Genomic DNA, 22,377 nt, shown 5'->3' with positions numbered 1-22,377 from the left:
GCGGCGCTCGGGGCGGCGATTTCCGGGTACGGCCTGTTCCGCCGATGTGAGGGCCCGCCGGCTTCACCCGTGTGAGTGACGAAGTTATCCACAACGTGGCGGTCGTCCACGGGAAATCACCAAGATCATCGCGATCGGGCGGAATGCCCCATCCTCGTCGCATGGCACTTCGATCGCGTTCACGCACAGCAACCGCGACCAGCGGCCCCGGCCGTGACCCCGCATCCGACGGCCGGGTCCGGCAGCGCCGCTCCACCGGCCGCCGCCCTGCCCACCGTCGCCCCTCCGCACCGGCGGAGGAACTGCGCCGCCGAGCGGAACTCCTCTTCGGCGAACGGGACGTGCACTGGCGGGAGTCGGGAAACGCGCCGCCGGTCCCGGACGGCACCGGGGGCACACCGACGGCAACGGTGACCGGCCTGGCACCCGGCCTGAGCGCGCGTTCGGGCTCCCGGCGGACGGTGACAGCGGTCACGTCGGTGTCCGGCGGCATCCGGGAGCGGGCAGCGACTGTCGCCGCGCCTGAGCCGGACGGTGCGATGCGGTCGCCGGTGCCGGTGCCGGTGCAGGAGCCCGACCCGGTACCGAAGGGGCTCGGGGCCCCGGGCTGGCGGGAGCGGGCCGGGCTGGCGCTGCGCGAGCGGATGCCGGTGTGGCTCCAGACCCGGTACGGGGTGGAGCGGCGGGGGGCCGTGGCGCTCGCCGTGGTGCTCGTGGCCGCAGCTGTCTTCGCCGTGCAGCACTTCTGGGCGGGCCGGCCCCAGCAGGTGAGCGCCCCTCAGGTGGTCCGTGCCCAGGCGCCCTTCGCGAAGAAGGGCGAGGGAGCGACCGCCGGACCGGCGGTGAGCGCGTCGGCGACACCGGGCGCGGAGATCGTCGTGGACATCAGCGGCAAGGTCCGCGAGCCGGGGATCCGCCGGCTGCCGGCCGGCGCCCGGGTGGCCGACGCGCTGCGGGCGGCGGGCGGGGTCCGGCCGGGCGTGAGCACGGAAGGACTGAACCGCGCCCGCTTCCTCGTCGACGGCGAACAGGTCGTCGTCGGCGCCCCCGCCGGGGCCGCCGCGCCGCCCGCCCCGGCAGGAGGGCCGCTCACCGGATCCACCGGCACGGGCCCGCCGGCACCGGTCTCCCTGAACACGGCCACGGTGGACCAGCTCGACACCCTGCCCGGAGTCGGTCCGGTACTGGCCCAGCACATCATCGACTACCGCACCCAGCACGGCGGTTTCCGCTCGGTGGACGAACTGCGCGAGGTCAACGGCATCGGCGACCGCCGGTTCTCCGATCTGCGCGACCTGGTACGGCCATGAGCCGCGTGCTCGACGGGACCGGGCCGCGTTCCGAGCCCGAGGGGGACGGCCCCGGGCGCACCGACCGGAGCGGCCCCATGGACCTGCGCCTGGTACCGCCCGCACTGGCGGCCTGGGCCACGTCGGCCCTGACCGTGGACGCACCGGGAGCCTGGACCGCGGTGACCGCCGTCGTCTGCCTGGCCGCGGGGGTGCTCCTGCTGTCGGTGCGGCGACCGGGACGGGCGGGCGGGGCAGGACGGGCAGCGACGGACCCGCCGACGGATGACGCGGCCGGTGCACCTCGGGCGGCGTCGACAGCGTCTGCGATGCCGGAGTCGGCGGTGCCGGGGTCGGCCGTGATGGGGATGGCGGGGACGAGACCGGCGGTGACCGGCACGGCGGTGACCGGCACGGCGGTGCCGGGCACGGCGGTGACGCGGCAGTGCCGCCGGGCGGAGCGGACCCGCGGGACGCAGCCGACCCACCGAACCCGGTGGGTCGGGCGGGCTGGATGGGCGGAACGGGTGCGGTGGGTACGCGCCCAGTTCGGATGGGCGCGTGCCGCCGTCGCCGCGGTGTCGCTCTGTGCCGCCGCGGCAGCCGCCTCCGCCTGGCTGCACGGGGCCGACGTGCGGCGCGGGCCGGTGCCCGAGCTGGCCCGGCGGTTCGCGACCGTGACCGCCGAGGTGGAGCTGAGCGGCGATCCCCGGCTGAGCAGGCCACGCGTGCGCGGCGATCACGCGGCACCCGTGGCGGTGCTGGCCCGGGCCGAGGTGCGCAGCGTCGAGGAGGCCGACGGAAGACGTGCGCTGACGCGGACGCCCGTGCTGTTGATCGTCGACCCGGATGTCCCGGCACCGGAGGAGAGCGCCGTGGGCAGCCGGAGTTCCGGGCCGCCACCGGACCGCGCCGGACAGGGCGTGCCGGCCGGGCGAGCCGCCTGGCTCGGTCTGCTGCCGTCCACACGGCTGCGGGTGGCGGGGCGGCTGGCGCCTGCGCTGACGGGCGGTGACCGGACCGCGGCCGTGCTGCGGGTGCGCGCCCGCCCGGAGCCGCGGATCGTGGCCGGGCCGAGCGCGCCGCAACGTCTGGCGGGGCGGCTCCGAACCGGCCTGCGGGTAGCGACCGAAGACCTGCCGGGGGACGCGCGGGCGCTGCTGCCAGGGCTGGTCGTCGGGGACACCTCGCGGATCACGCCCGAACTGGACCACGCCTTCGAGGAGACGGACCTGGCGCACACGCTGGCCGTCTCCGGCAGCAACCTCACCGTCCTGCTCGCACTGCTCATCGGACCGCCCGGCCTGGCTCAACGCGCCGAGCGCCGTGGCCTGGCGCCACGCCTGGGGCTCTCCCTGCGGGCGACGGCCCTGCTGGCGGGGGCGCTGACACTGGGCTTCGTGGTCGTCTGCCGGCCCGACCCCAGCGTGCTGCGGGCCGCCGCCTGCGGCGCGGTCGCGCTGCTCGCCCTGGCCACCGGGCGCCGTAGATCACTGGTGCCGGCCTTGGCCACGGCCGTCCTGCTGCTGGTGCTCTACGACCCGTGGCTCGCCCGTGGTTACGGCTTCGTGCTGTCCGTGCTGGCCACCGGTGCGCTCCTGGTGCTGGCGCCGGGCTGGAGCGAGGCGTTGCGGCGGCGCGGGGTGGGCCCGCGGCTCGCCGAGGCGCTGGCGGCGGCCGCCGCCGCACAGGTCGTCTGCGCACCCGTCGTGGCGGTGCTGTCGGCAAGGGTGAGCCTGGTGGCGGTGCCTTGCAACCTGCTGGCCGAGGTGGCGGTGGCGCCGGCGACGGTCCTGGGGTTCGCTGCGCTCGCGGCGGCGCCGGTGGCGATGCCGGTGGCCGAGGTGCTGGCCTGGTGCGCGAGTTGGCCGGCGCGGTGGATCGCCGGCGTCGCCCGCACCGGGGCGGCACTGCCCGGTGCGGGAGTGGACTGGCCCGGGAGCTGGCAGGGAGCACTGGCGCTTGCGCTGGTCACCGTGGCCGTCGTCCTGGCCGGCCGGAGACTGCTGCGGCGCCCGGGGTGGTGCGGGCTGCTCGGAGTGCTGCTCGTGCTGCTGATCACGCGGCCGGCGCCGCTGACCCGGGTGATCACGGGCTGGCCGCCACCGGGCTGGCGGTTCGCGATGTGCGATGTCGGCCAGGGCGACGCCACCGTGCTGGCGGCGGGCGACGGCGCCGGTGTGGTGGTGGACGCCGGACCCGATCCGGCGCTGGTCGACGACTGCCTGCGACGGCTGGGCATCACGCGTGTCCCCCTCCTCGTCCTCACCCACTTCCACGCCGACCATGTGGCGGGCCTGCCCGGCGTGCTGCGGGGCCGCGCGGTGGCCGCGATCGAGACCACGACGTTCGCGGAACCCGCGGAGCAGGCGGAGTTCGTCCGAAGAGAGGCGGCCGAGCGGCACATCCCGGTGACGACCGCCGTCGCGGGAGAGGAACGGCGCACCGGACCGCTCACCTGGCGGGTGCTGTGGCCACCACCATCACCACCGCCCTCGCCACCGCAGAGCCCACGCGTACCCCCGATATGGCAGGGCGTGGGTGCCGGGTGGGAGCCGGAGGGGCCGAACGACGCCAGCGTCGCACTGCTCGTGCGCACGGGCGGGCTGCGGCTGCTGTTGCTGGGAGATCTCGAACCCCCCGCCCAGCAGGCGCTGGTGCGGTCCCCGGTGGCGGCCGAGCTGGCCGGTGTGGACGTCCTGAAGGTGGCCCATCACGGCTCGGCCTATCAGGAGCCGGAGCTGTTGCGCCTCGCGGCACCCCGGGTGGCGCTGGTGTCCGCCGGCGTCGGCAACCCCTACGGTCACCCGGCCCCGGCGACCGTGGCCGCGCTGCGGGCCGGCGGCACGGTGGTCCTGCGCACCGACCGGGACGGGGCGCTCGCGGTCACCGGGACCGGAGGGAGGAACGGGCGGATGGGGGTGGTCAGAGAGGACTGACGAGAAGACAGGGAGACGTCCCTGCTCGGTGAGGACGAGCAGGGGCTGGAGCAGACTGGGCCGATGACCTCGGTACAGATCGACGCCTATCTCCGCCGACTCGGCCTCACCCACCCGCCACGGCCCACCAGCGAGACGCTGCGCGAGTTGCACCTGCGCCATCTGCGGGCCGTTCCCTTCGAGAACCTGTCGGTCCACCTCGGAGAGGAGATCACCCTGGAGGAGAAGCGGCTGCTGGACAAGGTGACCGAGGCCCGGCGGGGCGGCTTCTGCTACGAACTGAACGGCGCCTTCGGGACGTTGCTCGCCGCCCTCGGCTACGAGGTCGAGCTGCTCGCCGGACGCGTGTACGGCGACGAGGGGCAGCTCGGGATCCCTTACGACCATATGGCGCTGCGGGTGCGGACGGCGGACGGGGACACCTGGCTCGCCGATGTCGGATTCGGGGCGCACAGCCACTGGCCGCTCGCCTGTGCGGAACGCGGGGAGCAGGACGACCCCGGTGGGAGCTTCCGGGTGGTGGACGCCGGGCCGGATCCGGCCGGGGCGCGTGGCGGTGCCGCGCCGGGCACCGGGGACCTGGACGTCGTGCGGGACGGCAAGCCGCAGTACCGGCTGGAGACCCGCCCCCGGGCGCTCGGGGACTTCGCGGCCGGCGCCTGGTGGCACAACACGTCGCCACGGTCGCACTTCACCCGGTCGCTGGTCTGTTCGCGGCTCACGGAGGACGGGGGAAGGATCACGCTCAGCGGGCGCGGGCTGAAGACGACCACCGTGGACGGCGCACAGGAGACGCGGGAGCTGCAGACGGACGAAGAGGTGCTGACGGTCTACCGGGAGCGCTTCGGCATCGAGTTGAGCCGTGTGCCGACGGTGCGCGACCCCGGCCCGGACCGCTGACGGTGGGCGCCGGGCGTGATGTGGGCCCGTGATGCCCCGGAACGGCGCACGCCCCGCTCGCCCCAGGACTGACCTGCCCCTTCGTCTCGCGCGGTGCCGGACAATGGCCCCGTGAGTGATGTGAGACATGTGCTGGTGCTGCCTGATCGCGACGCCGCCGAGGAGGCGGCCGAGGCGCTCGGGGAGCGGTTCGGCATCGCCGAGGAACCCCGGCTGGTCCGGGACGCGCTGGCCGGTGAGGACGACGCCGAGGACGCCCAGTGGCTGGTGGTGCTGCGGGACGAGGGCGAGCGGCTCGACCCCGCCGAGCTGGACGCGTTCGCGGGGGAGTGGGACGGCTGGCGCGAGGAGCCGTGACCCCGGGCCCGGCGCGCCGCTCGCGTCGGGGCCGGCCCCCGAGTCGTCCTCAGGGTCCGCTCGGGGCCCGGTCAGGGTGCCGGGAGCGCTTCGTTGTCAGTGCCGCGTGGGATGCTGTCAGTGATGGCCAGGAAGACTGCGAATGACGACCCTCTCGCCCCGGTGACCCTCGCCGTGGGCCAGGAGGACCTCCTGCTCGACCGTGCCGTGCGGGAGGTGGTGGCCGCCGCCAGGGCCGCCGACGCCGACACGGACGTACGTGACCTGACCCCGGAGCAGCTGCAGCCCGGCACACTCGCCGAGCTGACCAGCCCGTCGCTCTTCGCCGAGCGCAAGGTCGTGGTCGTACGCAACGCGCAGGACCTGTCCGCCGACACGGTCAAGGACGTGAAGGCGTACCTCGGTTCGCCCGCCGAGGAGATCACGCTGGTGCTGCTGCACGCCGGCGGTGCCAAGGGCAAAGGGCTGCTGGACGCCGCGCGCAAGGCGGGGGCGCGGGAGGTGGCCTGCCCGAAGATGACCAAGCCGGCGGACCGGCTGGCCTTCGTGCGGGGGGAGTTCCGTTCGTCCGGGCGGTCGGCCACGCCCGAGGCGTGCCAGACGCTCTGCGACGCCATCGGGAGCGATCTGCGGGAGCTGGCCTCGGCGGTCTCGCAGTTGGTCGCCGACGTGGAGGGGACGATCGACGAGGCGGTCGTCAGGCGGTACTACACCGGGCGTGCCGAGGCGTCCAGCTTCACGGTCGCCGACCGGGCCGTGGAGGGCCGGACGGCGGAGGCGCTGGAGGCGCTCAGATGGTCGCTGGCGACGGGCGTGGCGCCGGTGATGATCACCAGTGCGCTGGCGCAGGGCGTGCGGGCGATCGGGAAGCTGTCCTCGGCCCGGGGCGGCCGGCCGGCCGACCTGGCGCGTGAGCTGGGCATGCCGCCGTGGAAGATCGACCGGGTCCGGCAGCAGATGCGGGGCTGGACGCCGGACGGGGTCGCGGTGGCGCTCAGGGCGGTCGCCGAGGCGGACGCCGGTGTGAAGGGAGGCGGGGACGATCCCGAGTACGCGTTGGAGAAGGCGGTCGTGACGATCGCCCGGGCCGCCCGTTCCCGCGGGCGCGGGTAGCGACCGCCGGGAGCGAACCGGCGAGAAAGGGGTGCGGAGAAGGGCGACCAGCCCTTGGTCCGCCTCCCGGATCACGAGCACCCTGCACCCCTGGGCGCCCGGGCCGGTCTCGGGGCGCCCGGGCCCGGTCCCAGGACGCCCGGGCCGCATTCCGGGCAGCAGACGAACGAAGACCCCGGTCCCCCGCCCTGGGGAAGGGCGAGAGGAGCGGGGTCCTCGGTTCAAGCTGGTGAGCCCGTTCCCGCGTGGCGAACGCAGGCCGCGAACAGGCTCGGGGGTGCCGGGCGGGAGCGGATGAGAGAGGGCCCGCTCTGGGTCCTTCCGGCGGTCAGATCAGAAGGGAGTTCAGCCCTTGAGGGACGCGACCTTGGAAGCAAGCGCCGACTTCTTGTTGGCGGCCTGGTTCTTGTGGATGACGCCCTTCGAGACGGCCTTGTCGAGCGCACGCGCGGCAGCGCGCTGCAGCTCGGTGGCCTTCTCGACGTCACCCGCGGCAGCGGCCTCGCGAGCCTTGCGGATCGCGGTCTTCAGGGAGGACTTGACGGCCTTGTTGCGCAGCCGGGCCTTCTCGTTGGTCTTGATCCGCTTGATCTGGGACTTGATGTTCGCCACGAAGGAGCCTTTTCAGGTTCAGGCACGGGGCCGCATGGGTCCCGTGCCGGTGATCCAAAATTATCTGCCGTGCCTCGCGCTGAGAGGGCATGAGGCACAGCCATCTACAGTACCAGTGGCCTTCCGGACGGCCCAAAACGGCCCCCGGTCCCTGCGCGTGGGACCATGGAGACTACGTAACGATCCGACCCGAGGCATAAGGCGCCTCAAGAGACAGGACCCTGCGTGCCCGCGACCCCTAACCATGTGCCCGAGCCGAGCCGTACCGACCCGGCTCTGATCCGCAACTTCTGCATCATCGCGCACATCGACCACGGCAAGTCCACCCTCGCCGACCGGATGCTCCAGCTGACCGGTGTGGTCGAGCAGCGGCAGATGCGTGCTCAGTACCTCGACCGGATGGACATCGAGCGCGAGCGCGGCATCACGATCAAGTCCCAGGCGGTGCGTCTGCCCTGGGCCCCGACCGAGGGCCCCGACCAGGGCACGACCCACATCCTCAACATGATCGACACCCCGGGGCACGTCGACTTCACCTACGAGGTCTCGCGGTCGCTCGCCGCCTGCGAGGGGACCGTCCTCCTCGTCGACGCCGCCCAGGGCATCGAGGCGCAGACCCTCGCCAACCTCTACCTGGCGATGGAGAACGACCTCACGATCATCCCGGTGCTGAACAAGATCGACCTGCCGGCCGCCCAGCCGGAGAAGTTCGCCGAGGAGCTGGCGAACCTGGTCGGCTGTGATCCGCAGGACGTGCTCAAGGTCTCCGCGAAGACCGGGCTCGGCGTGGACGCGCTGCTGAACAAGGTCGTCAAGGAGATCCCGGCGCCGGTCGGGGTCGCCGACGCGCCCGCCCGCGCCATGATCTTCGACTCGGTGTACGACTCCTACCGCGGTGTCGTGACGTACGTCCGTGTCATCGACGGTCAGCTCAACAGGCGTGAACGCATCAGGATGATGTCGACCGGCGCCACGCACGAGCTGCTGGAGATCGGCGTCAACTCGCCCGAGATGCTGCCGGCGGACGGCCTGGGCGTGGGTGAGGTGGGTTACCTCATCACCGGTGTGAAGGACGTCCGGCAGTCGAAGGTCGGTGACACCGTCACCAGCCAGCACAAGGGCGCGACGGATGCGCTCGGCGGTTACAAGGACCCGAAGCCGATGGTCTTCTCGGGTCTGTACCCGCTGGACGGCTCCGACTACCCGGAGCTGCGCGAGGCCCTGGACAAGCTCCAGCTCAACGACGCCGCGCTGGTCTACGAGCCGGAGACGTCCGCGGCCCTCGGCTTCGGCTTCCGCGTCGGCTTCCTCGGCCTGCTGCACCTGGACGTGATCCGGGAGCGGCTGGAGCGGGAGTTCGGGCTCGATCTGATCGCCACCGCCCCCAACGTGGTCTACCGCGTGATCATGGAGGACGGCAGCGAGACCACCGTCACCAACCCGAGCGAGTTCCCCGAGGGGAAGATCGCCGAGGTGTACGAGCCGGTCGTGCGGGCGACGATCCTCGCGCCCACCGAGTTCATCGGCGCGATCATGGAGCTGTGCCAGACCCGGCGCGGCACGCTGCTCGGCATGGACTACCTCTCGGAGGACCGGGTCGAGATCCGCTACACGCTCCCGCTCGCGGAGATCGTGTTCGACTTCTTCGACCAGCTGAAGTCCAAGACGCGCGGTTACGCCTCGCTGGACTACGAGCCCACGGGCGAGCAGTCGAGCAGCCTCGTCAAGGTCGACATCCTGCTGCACGGCGACAAGGTGGACGCGTTCTCGGCGATCACCCACAAGGACCAGGCGTACGCGTACGGCGTGCGGCTCGTCGCCAAGCTCAAGGAGCTGATCCCGCGGCAGAACTTCGAGGTGCCGGTGCAGGCCGCCATCGGCTCCCGGGTGATCGCCCGCGAGACCATCCGCGCCATCCGCAAGGACGTCCTCGCCAAGTGCTACGGCGGTGACATCTCCCGTAAGCGGAAACTGCTGGAGAAGCAGAAGGAAGGCAAGAAGCGGATGAAGATGGTGGGTTCCGTGGAGGTTCCGCAGGAGGCCTTCATCGCCGTGCTGTCCAGCGATGACAGCGCGGGGTCGGTCAAGGGCAAGAAGTAACCAGGGGTAACTACCGGCGACGCCCGTAAACCGGGCATGTGGGGGCCCGTCGTGCGAAAGTGCGGCGGGCCCTACGCGTGCGTAACGTCGCTCTGAGTGGAAAGTGACAGGCCGAGGCCCCTTACGCAGCGGGCGGTCGCCCCTTACCCTGATCCCTGCTCGATAGTTACTCGCGAGTTAAACAACAGACCGAGACCCCACCGTGAGTTAACCCAGCCGCACCGAGTCAGCCGCACCGTCGCGGGCCCCCGGAGGATGTCGTGAGCGACACACAGACCCTGATCGAGAACCGTCCGCCGTCCGTGGCGGCCCTCTTCCTGGAGCGCGTGGCGGCGACACCCGACGCCGAGGCCTACCGCTACCCCGTCCCGCCGTCCGCCGGGCAGGGCCCCGACGACTGGAAGTCGCTCAGCTGGGCGCAGGCGGCCGACCGGGTGTACGCGATCGCGGCCGGGCTCATCGACCTGGGCGTGGAGCCCGAGCAGCGGGTGGCGCTCGCCTCCTCCACCCGCGTCGAGTGGATCCTCGCCGACCTCGGCATCATGTGCGCCGGCGGTGCCACCACCACCGTCTACCCGCAGACCAACGCCGACGAGTCCGCGTTCATCCTCTCCGACTCCCAGAGCCGGGTGCTGATCGCCGAGGACGCGGCCCAGCTCGCCAAGGCCGTCGAGAAGCGCGCCGAGCTGCCGGACCTGACGAAGGTCGTCGTCGTCGACCCGGCCGGCGTGGAGGCGGACGACTGGGTGATCACCCTCGCCGAGCTGGAGCGGCGCGGCGCCGCCTACCTGGAGCAGCACCCTCAGCTGATCAAGGAGCGGGTCGGCGCGATCACCAAGGACCAGCTCGCCACCCTCATCTACACCTCCGGCACCACCGGCCGCCCCAAGGGCGTGCGGCTGCCGCACGACAACTGGGCCTACATGGCGAAGGCCATCGCCGCGACCGGCCTGGTGACCATGGACGACGTGCAGTACCTGTGGCTGCCGCTCGCGCACGTCTTCGGCAAGGTGCTCACCTCCGGACAGATCGAGGTCGGGCACGTCACCGCCGTGGACGGCCGGGTCGACAAGATCATCGAAAACCTCCCCGTGGTGCGGCCGACGTACATGGCGGCCGTGCCGCGCATCTTCGAGAAGGTCTACAACGGCGTCGCGGCCAAGGCCCGCGAGGGCGGCGCGGCCAAGTACAGGATCTTCCAGTGGGCCGCCGAGGTCGCCCGCGAGTACGCCAAGGCCAGCCAGGACAACTTCCGGCGCACCGGCACGGCCTCTGTGCCGTTCGGGCTCGCCGCCAAGCACAAGGTCGCCGACACCCTCGTCTACGGCAAGCTCCGCGAGGCCTTCGGCGGCCGGCTGCGGGCCTGTGTCTCCGGAGCCTCCGCGCTCTCCCCGGAGATCGGCTACTTCTTCGCCGGCGCCGGCATCCACATCCTGGAGGGCTACGGCCTCACCGAGACCTCCGCGGCCTCCTTCGTCAACCCCGGCGAGGCCTACCGCACCGGCACGGTCGGCAAGCCGCTGCCCGGCACCGAGGTCCGCATCGCCGACGACGGCGAGATCCTGCTGCGCGGCCCCGGCGTCATGGAGGGCTACCACAAGCTGCCCGAGAAGACCGCCGAGGTGCTGGAGTCCGACGGCTGGTTCCACACCGGGGACATCGGCGAGCTGTCGCCCGACGGCTACCTGCGCATCACCGACCGCAAGAAGGACCTCATCAAGACGTCCGGCGGCAAGTACGTCGCCCCGGCGGAGGTCGAGGGGCAGTTCAAGGCGGTGTGCCCGTACGTCTCCAACATCCTCGTGCACGGCGCCGACCGGAACTACTGCACCGCCCTCATCGCCCTGGACGAGATCGCGATCCAGGAGTGGGCGAAGGAGAACGGGCTGGAGGGCAGGCCGTACGCCGAGATCGTCGCCGCGCCGCAGACGGTGGAGATGGTCGACGGATACGTGCGGGAGCTCAACTCCGGGCTCCAGCGCTGGCAGACCATCAAGAAGTTCCGGCTGCTGCCGCGGGACCTCGACGTGGAGCACGGGGAGATCACGCCGAGCCTGAAGCTGAAGCGGCCGGTGGTGGAGCGGGAGTACAAGCACCTCATCGAGGAGATGTACGCGGGGACGAAGGAGGCGTAGCGCGGTCCCCGTCGACGGGCCCTGGGCCCCTTTTCCTGCTCACGCGCGCCCGAAACGTTCCGTCTTCTGGCCACTTCGGTAACTCGCCGCTTATAGCCGCCCCCCGTCTGTCACCCTGGCCGCATGGATATGGCGGCCATACCCACGCAGCGGGAGAGCGGCACCCAGCCCGGTGAGACGCGCGGGCGGGCCACGCTGCCCGGGAGCCCTCTGGCCCCGGGCTCGGCCCGCGCGCTCGTGCGGGCCGCGCTGGACGGGATGCCCGGGGTCTGCGCGCGGCTCGCCGACGACGCCATGGCCGTCGTCAGCGAGCTGGTCACCAACGCCGTCGTGCACGCCGGCACCGAGGTGCAGGTCGAGTGGCGGCTGGAGGACACCGGCGCGCTCGTGGTCGAGGTGCGCGACCAGCACCCGTCCCGCGCCCCACGGGACGCCACGAGCGGCGAGGGGCCGTACGACACACCCGAGTACGGGCGCGGCCTACGGCTCGTCGCCACGCTCGCCGAGTCGTGGGGCGTGACCTACCGCACCGGCGCCAAGACCGTCTGGGCGCGGCTGCCCCCGGGCGGCAGCGAGGCCCTGGACGGACCCGGCCCCGAGCCCGCCCTGGAGGTCGCCGAGGACCTCGCCCCGCAGCCGCACCGCGCCGAGGGCGACCGGGACTGGCTCGGCCGGGGCGCCCTGTCCTTCCTCGCCGAGGCCTCCGACCTGCTCGCCGGACAGCTGGACGAGAACCTGGTCGCCGCGCTCACCGGACAGCTGATCGTGCCCCGGCTCGCCGACTGGTGCGCGGTCTGGCTGGAGGACGAGGCGACCGTCCGGGGCGGCGCCGGCGGCGGACCCGCCCGGGTCTGGCACGCCAGCGAGGCCCGGATCGAGGAGCTGCGGTGCGCCCTGGAGAAGGAACCGCCGGGCCCGCCGGGCGGGCTGCGCTCCGGCCCCGAGCCCTACCCCTGGCCCGGCCACGCGCTCGGCCCGCAGGGCGCCGACGGGACGGCGCTGTCGTACCGGCTCATCGCGGGCGGCCGGCCGCTCGGCACGCTGGTCATCGGCCGGTGCGGACTGACCGGCTTCCCGGACGAGATCACCGGGCTGGTCGAGGACCTCGGCCGCAGGGTGGCCCTGGCCATCGGCGCGGCCCGCCAGTACGCCCGCCAGGCCACCATCAGCGCCGTCCTCCAGCGCGGCCTGCTGCCCGGCGCCGTCGCCGAGATCCCCGGCGTGCGCAGCGCGCTCGTTTACGAACCCTGCGACAAGGGCGGCCCCAGCGGCGACTTCTACGACCTGTTCCCGGCGGGCGACGGCCGCTGGTGCTTCGCCGTCGGCGACGTCCAGGGCAAGGGCCCGGAGGCCGCCGTGGTGATCGGCCTCGCCCGCCCCTGGCTGCGCCTGCTGGCCCGCGAGGGCTACCGGGTCGCCGACGTCCTGGACCGCCTCAACCAGCTCCTCCTGGACGACGCCACCGAGGCCGCCGACGCCGCCGCCCGCGCCCTGGTCGCCGTCGGCGGCCGGCCGCTGGCCACCGGAGAGGGCCCGCAGACCCGCTTCCTGTCCCTCCTCTACGGCGAGCTGACGCCGTACGACGGCGGGGTCCGCTGCACCCTCGCCTCCGCCGGCCACCCGCTGCCGCTCGTCCTCAGCCCCGACGGCACCGTGCGCACCGCCGCCCGCCCGCAGACCCTGCTCGGCGTGGTCGAGGACGAGACCTACACCAGCGAGACCCTCGACCTGCGCCCCGGCGACAGCCTGCTCTGCGTCACCGACGGCGTGACCGAGCGGCGCTCCGGCAGCCGCCAGTTCGACGACGGCGACGGCCTCGCCCGCGCCCTGTCCGGCTGCGCCGGGCTCGGCGCCGAGCTGATAGCTGAAAGGATCCGCCGCCTGGTCCACGACTTCGGCGGCGGCCTGCCCGAGGACGACCTGGCCCTGCTGGTGCTCCAGGCGGAGTAACGCCCACGGTGCTGGACAATGGAGGGCATGCCTTCCGCACTCCCCGACGGCGAGCCCGTCCCCACCGACGGCGCGCTGCCCGCGCACGCGCTCGCCGGGGCCGCCGCCCGCCCGCTCGGCTTCTACCTGCACGTCCCGTACTGCGCGACCCGCTGCGGCTACTGCGACTTCAACACCTACACCGCGACCGAGCTGCGCGGCACGGGCGGGGTGCTGGCCTCCCGCGACAACTACGCGGACACGCTGGCCGAGGAGATCCGGCTGGCCCGGAAGGTGCTGGGCGACGACCCGCGCGAGGTCCGCACGGTGTTCGTCGGCGGCGGTACGCCGACGCTGCTGGCCGCCGACGACCTCGTACGGATGCTCGGGACCGTCCGGGACGAGTTCGGGCTGGCACCGGACGCGGAGATCACCACGGAGGCGAACCCGGAGTCCGTCGACCCCGCCTACCTCGCCACGCTCCGCGAGGGCGGCTTCAACCGGATCTCCTTCGGCATGCAGAGCGCCAAGCAGCACGTGCTGAGGATCCTGGACCGCACCCACACCCCCGGCCGCCCCGAGCGGTGCGTCGCGGAGGCGCGGGCGGCGGGCTTCGAGCACGTCAACCTCGACCTGATCTACGGCACGCCCGGCGAGAGCGACGACGACTGGCGGGCGTCCCTGGAGGCCGCCCTGGGCGCCGGACCCGACCACATCAGCGCCTACGCGCTCATCGTGGAGGAGGGCACCCAGCTCGCCCGCCGGATCCGCCGGGGCGAGATCCCGATGACCGACGACGACGTCCACGCCGACCGGTACCTGATCGCCGAGGAGATGCTGAGCGCGGCGGGCTTCGACTGGTACGAGGTCTCCAACTGGGCCACTTCCGAGGCGGGCCGCTGCCTGCACAACGAGCTGTACTGGCGCGGCGCCGACTGGTGGGGCGCGGGCCCCGGGGCCCACTCGCACGTGGGCGGGGTCCGCTGGTGGAACGTCAAGCATCCGGGCGCGTACGCGGCGGCGCTGGCGTCGGGGAAGTCGCCGGGCGCGGGCCGGGAGCTGCTGTCCGACGAGGACCGGCGCGTGGAGCGCGTCCTGCTGGAGCTGCGGCTGCGGGAAGGGGTCCCGTTGTCCCTGCTGAGGGAGGAGGGGCTCGCGGCCTCCCGGCGCGCGCTGGCGGACGGGCTCCTGAAGGAGGGGCCGTACGAGCAGGGCCGGGCCGCGCTGACCCTGCGCGGGCGGCTGCTGGCGGACGCGGTGGTGCGGGACCTGGTGGACTGATCACCCCGGCGGGTGAATCCACCCGGAACGCCGGTTCGGTCCCTAACCTGGTTCGTAGGCTGCCGCCGACAGGACGCGGCGGATGTGGAGGCCACGGAGATGACCGCTGTGGACGAGCGTGGGATGGCCAGGTACCTCGACGAGTTCGAGCCTCCCGAGGGCGTCAAGGCCGAGCTTCTCCGAGGAGTCATCGTGATGACGGCCGGCCCCGATCTGGTGCACAACCTGATCGTGCTGCACACACAGCGGCAGATGCCCCTTGAGCGGTGGTACCCCCTCCAGACCCAGGACGTCGACATCGCCGGTGAGTCGAGCGAACCGGTGCCGGATCTGGTGGTCCTCTCACCCGATGTCCTGCCGAGTTCGGGACGGCTGTTGCCCGGTCGGCTGATCACGATGGTGCTGGAGGTCGTCTCCAAGTACAGCGTCCACCAGGATTACGTGGTCAAGCGCTCGATCTACGCGGCGGGGGGGATCCCCGCCTACCTCGTCGTCGACCCGATCATGGCCCAGTGCGTTCTCATGACGAAGCCGTCGGGCCACGGAGAGGACGCCGACTATCTGAGCCAGGAGATCGTGAAGTTCGGCGATCCGGTCCCGTTGGAGGCTCTCGGACTCGAACTCGACACCACCGAGTTCGGGACGTTCCCCGACGTCAGGCCCCACCGCTACCCGTGACGAAGTCGATCAGCTCCTCCACGCGCCCCAGCAGCTCCGGCTCCAGGTCCTTGTAGGACCCCACCCGCTTCAGGATCGCCTGCCACACCGCCCCGGTGTTCTCCGCCGGCCAGCCCAGCGCCCGGCACACGCCCGTCTTCCAGTCCTGCCCCTTCGGCACCGCCGGCCACGCCCCGATGCCCAGCGACGCCGGCTTCACCGCCTGCCAGATGTCGATGAACGGGTGGCCGACCACCAGCGCGTGCTCGCTGGTCACCGACTGCGCGATGCGCCACTCCTTCGTGCCGGGCAGCAGGTGGTCCACCAGGACGCCCAGGCGCGCGTCCGGGCCGGGAGCGAAGGACTCCACGATCGACGGGAGGTCGTCGACGCCCTCCAGGTACTCCACGACCACGCCCTCGATCCGCAGGTCGTCGCCCCACACCTTCTCGACGAGCTCGGCGTCGTGCCGGCCCTCCACGTAGATGCGTCCGGCGCGGGCCACGCGCGCGCGTGCCTGGGGGACGGCGACCGAGCCGGACGCCGTCCGGGCGGGGCGTACCGGCGCCGGGGAGGCGGGGCGGACCAGCGTCACCACGCGGCCCTCCAGCAGGAAGCCGCGCGGCTCCAGCGGGAACACGCGGTGCTTGCCGAAGCGGTCCTCCAGGGTCACCGTGCCCGCCTCGCAGCGGATCACCGCGCCGCAGAACCCGGTGCCGGGCTCCTCCACCACCAGACCCGGCTCGGCCGGGACCTCCGGCACGGGCTTGGGCTTCTTCCAGGGTGGGGTCAGGTCGGAGGTGTACTGGCGCATTCGGATGACGATAGGAGAAGCCGTGCGGTGAGGCGTACGACACGCCGGGGCCGGCCGCGAAGAGCCGCTCAGATCACGCCGAACCGCGTTGCCAGGGCGTCGCGTTGACGGCGGACGAACCCCGCGTCCACCACCGCTCCGTGACCGGGCACGTACAGTGCGTCCTCGCCGCCGAGCGCCAGCAGCCGGTCGAGCGCGTCCGGCCAGCGGGACGGGACCGCGTCGGGGCCCGCCTGCGGTTCGCCGGACTCCTCCACCAGGTCGCCGCAGAACACCACCTCCGGATCGCCCGGGACCAGGACGGCCAGGTCGTGCGCCGTGTGGCCGGGGCCCACGTTGGCCAGCAGTGCCTGGCGGCCGCCGCCGAGGTCCAGCGTCCACTCGCCGGAGACCGCGTGGCGGGGCGGGACCAGCGCGTCCACCGCCTCGTCGGCGTCGGCCACCGGCAGCCCGTTGCGGATCGCGTCCAGCCGCAGGTCCGCGCGCTCGTACGCGAACACCGCGTCCAGTCCCACCGCCCCGTACACCTCCGCCCCGGCGAGGGCGGCGGCGCCGAAGACGTGGTCGAAGTGGGGATGGGTGAGCGCGAGATGGGTCACACGGCCGCCCGCCAGCGCCTCGGCCCGCCCGCGCAGCCGGACCCCCTCCGCGAGGCTGGAACCGGCGTCCACGAGCAGGGCCGTACCCTCCCCGAGGACCAGCCCCGCCGTGCAGTCCCAGCCCGGCAGCCGGCACCGGCCCACCCCCGCGGCCAGCCGCTGCCACCCCAGCTCTTCCCAAGTCACGGTCATACCCGCGACGCTAGCGGTACGAGCCGGTACGGCGGCCCGACCTTGCCCAGGGTGTACCCGGCAGCCGTACACTGGCCGGGGAACGCTGGCACTCGCATGGGTGGAGTGCCAGGCGGACGACCCGAGCGGACGAGGGGACGACGTGCTGGAGGTGCGCGCGAATGCTGAGTGAACGCAGGCTTCAGGTACTGCGCGCCATCGTCCAGGACTACGTGGGCACCGAGGAGCCGGTCGGTTCCAAGGCGCTCACCGAGCGGCACAACCTCGGCGTGTCCCCGGCGACCGTCCGCAACGACATGGCGGCCCTGGAGGACGAGGGGTACATCGCCCAGCCGCACACCAGCGCGGGACGGATCCCCACCGACAAGGGCTACCGGCTGTTCGTGGACAAGCTCGCGGGCGTCAAGCCGATGAGCGGGCCCGAGCGGCGGGCGATCCAGAACTTCCTGGAGGGCGCCGTCGACCTCGACGACGTCGTGGCGCGGACCGTGCGGCTGCTCGCGCAGCTCACCCGGCAGGTCGCCGTCGTGCAGTACCCGTCCCTGACCCGGTCCACCGTCCGGCACGTGGAGCTGCTGTCGTTGGCCCCCGCGCGCGTGATGCTCGTGCTGATCACGGACACCGGCCGGGTCGAGCAGCGGATGGTCGACTGCCCGGCGCCGTTCGGCGAGGGCTCGCTGGCGGACCTGCGGGCGCGGCTCAACAGCCGGGTCGCCGGTCGCCGGTTCACGGACGTGCCGAAACTGGTCGAGGACCTCCCGGACGCCTTCGAGCCGGAGGACCGCGGTACGGTCTCCACGGTGCTCTCCACTCTTCTGGAGACACTCGTGGAAGAGAACGAGGAGCGGTTGATGATCGGCGGCACCGCCAATCTGACCCGCTTCGGCCATGACTTCCCCCTCACGATCCGGCCCGTCCTGGAGGCCCTGGAGGAGCAGGTCGTGCTCCTCAAGCTCCTCGGCGAGGCGAAGGATCCGGGCGTGACCGTGCGCATCGGGCACGAGAACGCCCATGAGGGACTCAACTCCACCTCCGTCGTGTCGGTCGGCTACGGTTCGGGCGGCGAGGCGGTTGCCAAGCTCGGCGTGGTCGGACCGACCCGCATGGACTACCCGGGAACGATGGGAGCGGTACGCGCAGTGGCACGGTACGTCGGACAGATCCTGGCGGAGTCGTAAGTGGCCACGGACTATTACGCCGTTCTCGGCGTGCGCCGCGACGCGTCGCAGGATGAGATCAAGAAGGCGTTCCGCAGGCTCGCGCGCGAGCTGCACCCGGACGTCAACCCGGACCCGAAGACCCAGGAGCGGTTCAAGGAGATCAACGCCGCTTACGAGGTGCTGTCGGACCCGCAGAAGAAGCAGGTCTACGACCTCGGCGGCGACCCGCTCTCCCAGTCGGGCGGCGCGGGCGCGGGCGGCTTCGGGGCCGGCGGCTTCGGCAACTTCTCCGACATCATGGACGCGTTCTTCGGTACGGCGTCGCAGCGCGGGCCGCGCTCGCGCACCCGGCGCGGCCAGGACGCGATGATCCGGATCGAGGTCGAGCTGGACGAGGCGGCCTTCGGGACCACCAAGGACATCCAGGTCGACACGGCCGTCGTCTGCAACACCTGCAACGGCGAGGGCGCGGCGCCCGGCACGTCCGCCCAGACGTGTGACATGTGCCGCGGCCGGGGCGAGGTCTCCCAGGTCACCCGGTCCTTCCTGGGCCAGGTCATGACCTCGCGGCCGTGCCCGCAGTGCCAGGGCTTCGGCACGGTCGTCCCGACGCCGTGCCCGGAGTGCGCCGGCGACGGCCGGGTGCGCTCGCGGCGGACGCTGACCGTGAAGATCCCGGCCGGCGTCGACAACGGCACGCGCATCCAGCTCGCCGGCGAGGGCGAGGTCGGCCCCGGCGGCGGCCCGGCCGGCGACCTGTACGTCGAGATCCACGAGCTGCCGCACCCGAGGTTCCAGCGGCGCGGCGACGACCTGCACTGCACGGTCACGATCCCGATGACGGCGGCGGCCCTCGGCACGAAGGTGCCGCTGGAGACGCTGGACGGCCTGGAGGAGGTCGACATCCGGCCCGGCACCCAGTCCGGCCAGTCGATCCCGCTGCACAGCCGGGGCGTCACGCATCTGCGCGGCGGCGGCCGGGGCGACCTGGTCGTGCACGTCGAGGTGACGACGCCGACCAAGCTGGACCCGGAGCAGGAGCGGCTGTTGCGCGAGCTGGCCAAGCTGCGCGGCGAGGAACGGCCCCAGGGCCAGTTCCAGCCGGGTCAGCAGGGGCTGTTCTCGCGGCTGAAGGATGCGTTCAACGGGCGCTGAGCGGTGACGGACGGGGTGCCCCGGCACCCCGTATGCCGTGGGCATGTGCCGGTGGATGCCCGGATTCGGACTTGTCCGAAGGACGTGACAACATGCGCTCATGTCCTCCGCGCTGACCGATCTCTTCCCCCACCCGATCGTGCAGGCCCCCATGGCGGGCGGTGTCTCCGTCCCGCAGCTCGCCGCCGCCGTCTCCGAGGCCGGCGGCCTCGGGTTCCTCGCCGCCGGGTACAAGACAGCCGACGGCATGTACCAGGACATCAAGCAGCTGCGCGGGCTCACGAGCCGCCCCTTCGGCGTGAACCTCTTCATGCCGCAGCCCGAGCACGCGGAGTCCGGGGCCGTCGACCTCTACGCGCACCAGCTGGCCGGCGAGGCCGCCTGGTACGAGACCGAGCTGGGCGACCCGGACAGCGGCCGGGACGACGGCTACGACGCCAAGCTCGCCGTCCTGCTCGACGACCCGGTGCCGGTGGTCTCCTTCCACTTCGGGGTGCCGCCGCGCGAGGTGTTCGACAAGCTCCACCGCGCCGGCACCTTCACCCTGGTCACCGCCACCACCGCCGAGGAGGCCCGCGCGGTCGAGCGGGCCGGGGCCGACGCGGTGATCGCTCAGGGCGTGGAGGCCGGCGGACACCAGGGCACCCACCGCGACCTCCCCGAGAACGACGGCGCCGGCGTCGGCCTGCTGTCGCTGCTCGCGCAGGTCCGCGAGGCCGTGCGCATCCCGGTCGTCGCCGCCGGCGGCGTCATGCGCGGCGGCCAGATCGCCGCCGTCCTCGCCGCGGGCGCGAGCGCGGCCCAGCTGGGCACCGCGTTCGTCGCCGCCCACGAGTCCGGCGCGCACCCCCTGCACAAGCGGGCGCTGACCGACCCGCTGTTCCCGCGCACCGAGCTGACCCGCGCCTTCACCGGCCGCCCGGCCCGCGCGCTGGTCAACCGCTTCCTGCGCGAGCACGGCCGGTACGCCCCCGCCGCCTACCCCGAGGTCCACCACCTCACCGCGCCGCTGCGCAAGGCCGCCGCCAAGGCCGAGGACGCGCAGGGCATGGCGATGTGGGCCGGGCAGGGCCACCGGATGGCCCGGGAACTGCCCGCGGGCCGGCTGGTGGAGGTGCTGGCGGCCGAACTCGCCGAGGCCCGGACAGCGTTGTCGGCCGGGGGCCCCCGATGACCGCGCCGGTGTTCGTCGTCGACACCCTGGAGGGCGTGGGCCCCGGCTCGGTCGTCGACGTCCAGGGCCCCGAGGGACGGCACGCGGTCTCCGTACGGCGGTTGCAGCCGGGCGAGAACGTGGTGCTCACCGACGGCAGGGGCCGGGGCGCGGCCGGGGTCGTCGTCGGCGTGTCGGGGAAGGACCACCTGGTGGTCGAGCCGTTCGAGTTCCCGGTGGAGCCCGAGCCCCGCCCCCGTATCACCGTCGTCCAGGCGCTGCCCAAGGGCGACCGGGGCGAGCTGGCCGTGGAGACGATGACGGAGACCGGCGTCGACGCGATCGTGCCCTGGCAGGCCGCGCGGTGCATCACCCAGTGGAAGGGCGAGCGGGGGCTGAAGGCGCTCGCCAAGTGGCGTGCCACCGCGCGGGAGGCCGGCAAGCAGTCCCGCCGGCTGCGCTTTCCCGAGGTCGCGGACCTGGCGTCCACCAAGCAGGTCGCCGCGCTGCTCGCCGCGGCGGACTTCGCCGCCGTGCTCCACTCCGACTTCGACCACGTCAGCGAGCCGCTGGCCACCGCCGAACTCCCCACCGAGGGGGAGATCGTCCTGGTCGTGGGTCCCGAAGGCGGTGTGTCACGGGACGAGTTGGCGCTCTTCGAGGAGGCGGGCGCGAGGGCCTGCGTCCTCGGCCCCAGCGTCCTGCGCACCTCCACCGCCGGCACCGCCGCCGTGGCCCTGCTGCTGGGCCGCACCGGCCGCTGGTCCTGACCCCTGGAGACACCGTGGAACTCGTCCAGGTCCGGCTCCTGGTGACCGACTTCGCCGCCTGCTACCGCTTCTACGCCGACGTCCTCGGCCTCGAGCCGCAGTCCGGCGCGGCGCAGGGGCCGTACGAGAAGTTCGGCCCGCACGCCGGCTCGGCCGGGATCGCGCTCCAGGACCGCGCGATGATGGCCGGGGTGCTGGCCGGGCTGGGCGACACCGCCACCGGCCACCGGTCCCTGGTCGTCCTGCGCGTCGACGACCTCAACACCTACTGCGCGCGGATCACCGCCCGGGGCGCGACCCTGCTGCACGGACCGGCCCCCATGACCGACCGGATGCGCGTGGCCCACATCGAGGACCCGGAGGGCAACCTCGTCGAACTCCAGGAGTGGCTGCTGCTGCGCGGCTGACGTCCGCCGCCGTGGGGGCCCGGGCGCCTTCGACGGCGTCCACGGCCTCGACGACCGGGCGGAACAGCTCCCAGCCGTCCAGCACGCGGCCCGCGTACCGGTAGCCGCTCCCGGCAGGCGTCGCGGTCCGCGTGCGGGTGCCGGACGGCCCACCAGGAGACGGTGCCGTCCGCCACCACGAGCCGTCTGAGCCTGTGATGACCGCGCACGCGGCCGGCGCAGACGGCCGGCCCCCCCCGAACGGGTGAGTGGCCGTATCCGGGCTTCCCCGCGGTGGGGGCCGATGGGACGCTGCCCTGTATGGGGGCTTCGAGGCGGAGACGGCGGGCGGTGGCCGTGGCGGGGCTCGTCGCGGTGGGCGGCGGGGCTGCCGTGGCCTGTCAGCCCGGTGGGGGGCTCGGCTCCGCGAGCGTCGCCTACACCACCGACCGGACCGCGACCGCCGCGCTGGAGCACCGGCACGTGAACGTCGCCTGGCTCACGTGCACCGGCGGTCACCGCGGTGACGACGGCGCGCGCCGCGGCTCGCCCGCGTCGCCGAGCGAGACCACCGTCGTCTCCGTCGACTGCCGGGGCGAGACGGACGACGGGCGGAGGATCGTCGTCGCCGGCGTGGTGACCAGGGCCGTCGACGGAGCCTGCGTGCGCGGCGACCTGACCGCCAAGGTCGACGGCAGACAGCTGTTCCGCGTCGACGGGCTCGGCAACTGCTCCGCCCCGGCCGGGCCGACGTACCGGCCGCCCACCGGGGGACGGCCGACCGTGACCGTCACCGTCACCCGCACCGTCCGGCCCGTGCCGGGCAAGTGATCCGA

General features: G+C 73.2%; 19 protein-coding genes. 16 read left to right on the top strand and 3 right to left on the bottom strand.

Translation table 11 applies throughout. The features are described 5' to 3' along the window. Nucleotides 1-161: 161 nt before the first annotated feature. From ACZ5DC_RS08125 to holA, 5 genes are all read left to right on the top strand, one after another. Nucleotides 162-1,310: a ComEA family DNA-binding protein gene (locus ACZ5DC_RS08125; protein WP_468650570.1), complete on the top strand. Its 1,149-nt coding sequence runs from the start codon at nt 162-164 to the stop codon at nt 1,308-1,310. Between the two features lie 77 nt (nt 1,311-1,387). Continuing rightward, complete coding sequence (locus ACZ5DC_RS08120; protein WP_468651272.1) at nt 1,388-4,228, top strand: ComEC/Rec2 family competence protein; 2,841 nt, start codon at nt 1,388-1,390, stop codon at nt 4,226-4,228. A gap of 63 nt (nt 4,229-4,291) precedes the next feature. Beyond that, nucleotides 4,292-5,128: an arylamine N-acetyltransferase family protein gene (locus ACZ5DC_RS08115; RefSeq protein WP_468650568.1), complete on the top strand. Its 837-nt coding sequence runs from the start codon at nt 4,292-4,294 to the stop codon at nt 5,126-5,128. Between the two features lie 111 nt (nt 5,129-5,239). Beyond that, a complete protein-coding gene (locus ACZ5DC_RS08110; RefSeq protein WP_468650566.1) occupies nt 5,240-5,485 on the top strand; it encodes a hypothetical protein in 246 nt (81 codons plus the stop codon). A gap of 123 nt (nt 5,486-5,608) precedes the next feature. After that, the gene (holA, locus tag ACZ5DC_RS08105; protein WP_366749556.1) at nt 5,609-6,598 is read left to right on the top strand and encodes a DNA polymerase III subunit delta; all 990 of its coding nucleotides are present in this window, start codon (nt 5,609-5,611) and stop codon (nt 6,596-6,598) included. A 345-nt stretch (nt 6,599-6,943) separates the two neighbouring features. On the opposite strand, the gene rpsT is transcribed toward holA, so the two are convergent. Then, nucleotides 6,944-7,210: a 30S ribosomal protein S20 gene (gene rpsT / locus ACZ5DC_RS08100; protein ID WP_004001350.1), complete on the bottom strand. Its 267-nt coding sequence runs from the start codon at nt 7,208-7,210 to the stop codon at nt 6,944-6,946. A gap of 225 nt (nt 7,211-7,435) precedes the next feature. On the opposite strand from rpsT, the gene lepA reads away from it, so the two are divergent. The 5 genes from lepA to ACZ5DC_RS08075 all read left to right on the top strand — a co-directional run bounded on the left by lepA (nt 7,436) and on the right by ACZ5DC_RS08075 (nt 15,333). Beyond that, nucleotides 7,436-9,310, top strand: a complete 1,875-nt coding sequence (gene lepA, locus ACZ5DC_RS08095; RefSeq protein ID WP_468650564.1) for a translation elongation factor 4 — start codon at nt 7,436-7,438, stop codon at nt 9,308-9,310. Between the two features lie 260 nt (nt 9,311-9,570). Next, a complete protein-coding gene (locus tag ACZ5DC_RS08090; protein WP_468650562.1) occupies nt 9,571-11,445 on the top strand; it encodes an AMP-dependent synthetase/ligase in 1,875 nt (624 codons plus the stop codon). Nucleotides 11,446-11,574: 129 nt separating this feature from the next. Then, the gene (locus ACZ5DC_RS08085) at nt 11,575-13,395 is read left to right on the top strand and encodes a SpoIIE family protein phosphatase (protein WP_468651270.1); all 1,821 of its coding nucleotides are present in this window, start codon (nt 11,575-11,577) and stop codon (nt 13,393-13,395) included. A gap of 27 nt (nt 13,396-13,422) precedes the next feature. Then, nucleotides 13,423-14,655 carry a radical SAM family heme chaperone HemW gene (gene hemW, locus ACZ5DC_RS08080; RefSeq protein ID WP_468650560.1) on the top strand — a complete coding sequence of 411 codons (1,233 nt, stop codon included), beginning with the start codon at nt 13,423-13,425 and terminating at the stop codon, nt 14,653-14,655. 99 nt (nt 14,656-14,754) lie between these two features. Next, nucleotides 14,755-15,333, top strand: a complete 579-nt coding sequence (locus ACZ5DC_RS08075) for a Uma2 family endonuclease (RefSeq protein ID WP_468650558.1) — start codon at nt 14,755-14,757, stop codon at nt 15,331-15,333. Here ACZ5DC_RS08075 and ACZ5DC_RS08070 read toward each other — a convergent pair. Continuing rightward, complete coding sequence (locus ACZ5DC_RS08070; protein WP_468650556.1) at nt 15,311-16,126, bottom strand: DUF3097 domain-containing protein; 816 nt, start codon at nt 16,124-16,126, stop codon at nt 15,311-15,313. The two genes, ACZ5DC_RS08075 and ACZ5DC_RS08070, sit on opposite strands and share 23 nt — an antisense overlap. A 68-nt stretch (nt 16,127-16,194) precedes the next feature. Then, nucleotides 16,195-16,917 (bottom strand): MBL fold metallo-hydrolase, encoded by a 723-nt coding sequence (locus tag ACZ5DC_RS08065; RefSeq protein WP_468650554.1) that lies wholly within the window; start codon nt 16,915-16,917, stop codon nt 16,195-16,197. A gap of 161 nt (nt 16,918-17,078) precedes the next feature. Between ACZ5DC_RS08065 and hrcA the strand changes: the two genes are divergently transcribed. The 6 genes from hrcA to ACZ5DC_RS08035 all read left to right on the top strand — a co-directional run bounded on the left by hrcA (nt 17,079) and on the right by ACZ5DC_RS08035 (nt 22,372). Continuing rightward, nucleotides 17,079-18,095, top strand: a complete 1,017-nt coding sequence (gene hrcA / locus ACZ5DC_RS08060; RefSeq protein WP_366749548.1) for a heat-inducible transcriptional repressor HrcA — start codon at nt 17,079-17,081, stop codon at nt 18,093-18,095. Next, nucleotides 18,096-19,232 (top strand): molecular chaperone DnaJ, encoded by a 1,137-nt coding sequence (dnaJ, locus tag ACZ5DC_RS08055; RefSeq protein WP_468650552.1) that lies wholly within the window; start codon nt 18,096-18,098, stop codon nt 19,230-19,232. A 100-nt stretch (nt 19,233-19,332) separates the two neighbouring features. Next, nucleotides 19,333-20,406: a nitronate monooxygenase gene (locus ACZ5DC_RS08050; RefSeq protein WP_468650550.1), complete on the top strand. Its 1,074-nt coding sequence runs from the start codon at nt 19,333-19,335 to the stop codon at nt 20,404-20,406. Beyond that, a complete protein-coding gene (locus ACZ5DC_RS08045) occupies nt 20,403-21,155 on the top strand; it encodes a 16S rRNA (uracil(1498)-N(3))-methyltransferase (protein ID WP_468650548.1) in 753 nt (250 codons plus the stop codon). Before ACZ5DC_RS08050 ends, ACZ5DC_RS08045 begins: the two co-directional genes overlap by 4 nt. Before the next feature lie 14 nt (nt 21,156-21,169). Then, nucleotides 21,170-21,562 (top strand): VOC family protein, encoded by a 393-nt coding sequence (locus ACZ5DC_RS08040; protein ID WP_468650546.1) that lies wholly within the window; start codon nt 21,170-21,172, stop codon nt 21,560-21,562. A gap of 300 nt (nt 21,563-21,862) precedes the next feature. Further along, nucleotides 21,863-22,372, top strand: coding sequence for a hypothetical protein (locus ACZ5DC_RS08035; protein WP_468650544.1), 510 nt, complete (start codon nt 21,863-21,865; stop codon nt 22,370-22,372). The last annotated feature ends 5 nt before the right edge of the window (nt 22,373-22,377 follow it).

It is taken from the genome of Streptomyces sp. NPDC031445 (genome assembly GCF_055581365.1).
Note: the sequence above shows the minus strand (reverse complement) of the source record. Positions and strands in the feature narration are given on the sequence as shown.

What these genes read in the sequence shown, in the direction of transcription:
- ACZ5DC_RS08125 (WP_468650570.1), top strand. Translation starts at nt 162, where the DNA reads ATGGCACTTCGATCGCGTTCACGCACAGCAACCGCGACCAGCGGCCCC.
- ACZ5DC_RS08120 (WP_468651272.1), top strand. Translation starts at nt 1,388, where the DNA reads ATGGACCTGCGCCTGGTACCGCCCGCACTGGCGGCCTGGGCCACGTCG.
- ACZ5DC_RS08115 (WP_468650568.1), top strand. Translation starts at nt 4,292, where the DNA reads ATGACCTCGGTACAGATCGACGCCTATCTCCGCCGACTCGGCCTCACC.
- holA (WP_366749556.1), top strand. Translation starts at nt 5,609, where the DNA reads ATGGCCAGGAAGACTGCGAATGACGACCCTCTCGCCCCGGTGACCCTC.
- ACZ5DC_RS08085 (WP_468651270.1), top strand. Translation starts at nt 11,575, where the DNA reads ATGGCGGCCATACCCACGCAGCGGGAGAGCGGCACCCAGCCCGGTGAG.
- hemW (WP_468650560.1), top strand. Translation starts at nt 13,423, where the DNA reads ATGCCTTCCGCACTCCCCGACGGCGAGCCCGTCCCCACCGACGGCGCG.
- ACZ5DC_RS08075 (WP_468650558.1), top strand. Translation starts at nt 14,755, where the DNA reads ATGACCGCTGTGGACGAGCGTGGGATGGCCAGGTACCTCGACGAGTTC.
- ACZ5DC_RS08070 (WP_468650556.1), bottom strand. Translation starts at nt 16,126, where the DNA reads ATGCGCCAGTACACCTCCGACCTGACCCCACCCTGGAAGAAGCCCAAG.
- ACZ5DC_RS08065 (WP_468650554.1), bottom strand. Translation starts at nt 16,917, where the DNA reads ATGACCGTGACTTGGGAAGAGCTGGGGTGGCAGCGGCTGGCCGCGGGG.
- hrcA (WP_366749548.1), top strand. Translation starts at nt 17,079, where the DNA reads ATGCTGAGTGAACGCAGGCTTCAGGTACTGCGCGCCATCGTCCAGGAC.
- ACZ5DC_RS08050 (WP_468650550.1), top strand. Translation starts at nt 19,333, where the DNA reads ATGTCCTCCGCGCTGACCGATCTCTTCCCCCACCCGATCGTGCAGGCC.
- ACZ5DC_RS08045 (WP_468650548.1), top strand. Translation starts at nt 20,403, where the DNA reads ATGACCGCGCCGGTGTTCGTCGTCGACACCCTGGAGGGCGTGGGCCCC.
- ACZ5DC_RS08035 (WP_468650544.1), top strand. Translation starts at nt 21,863, where the DNA reads ATGGGGGCTTCGAGGCGGAGACGGCGGGCGGTGGCCGTGGCGGGGCTC.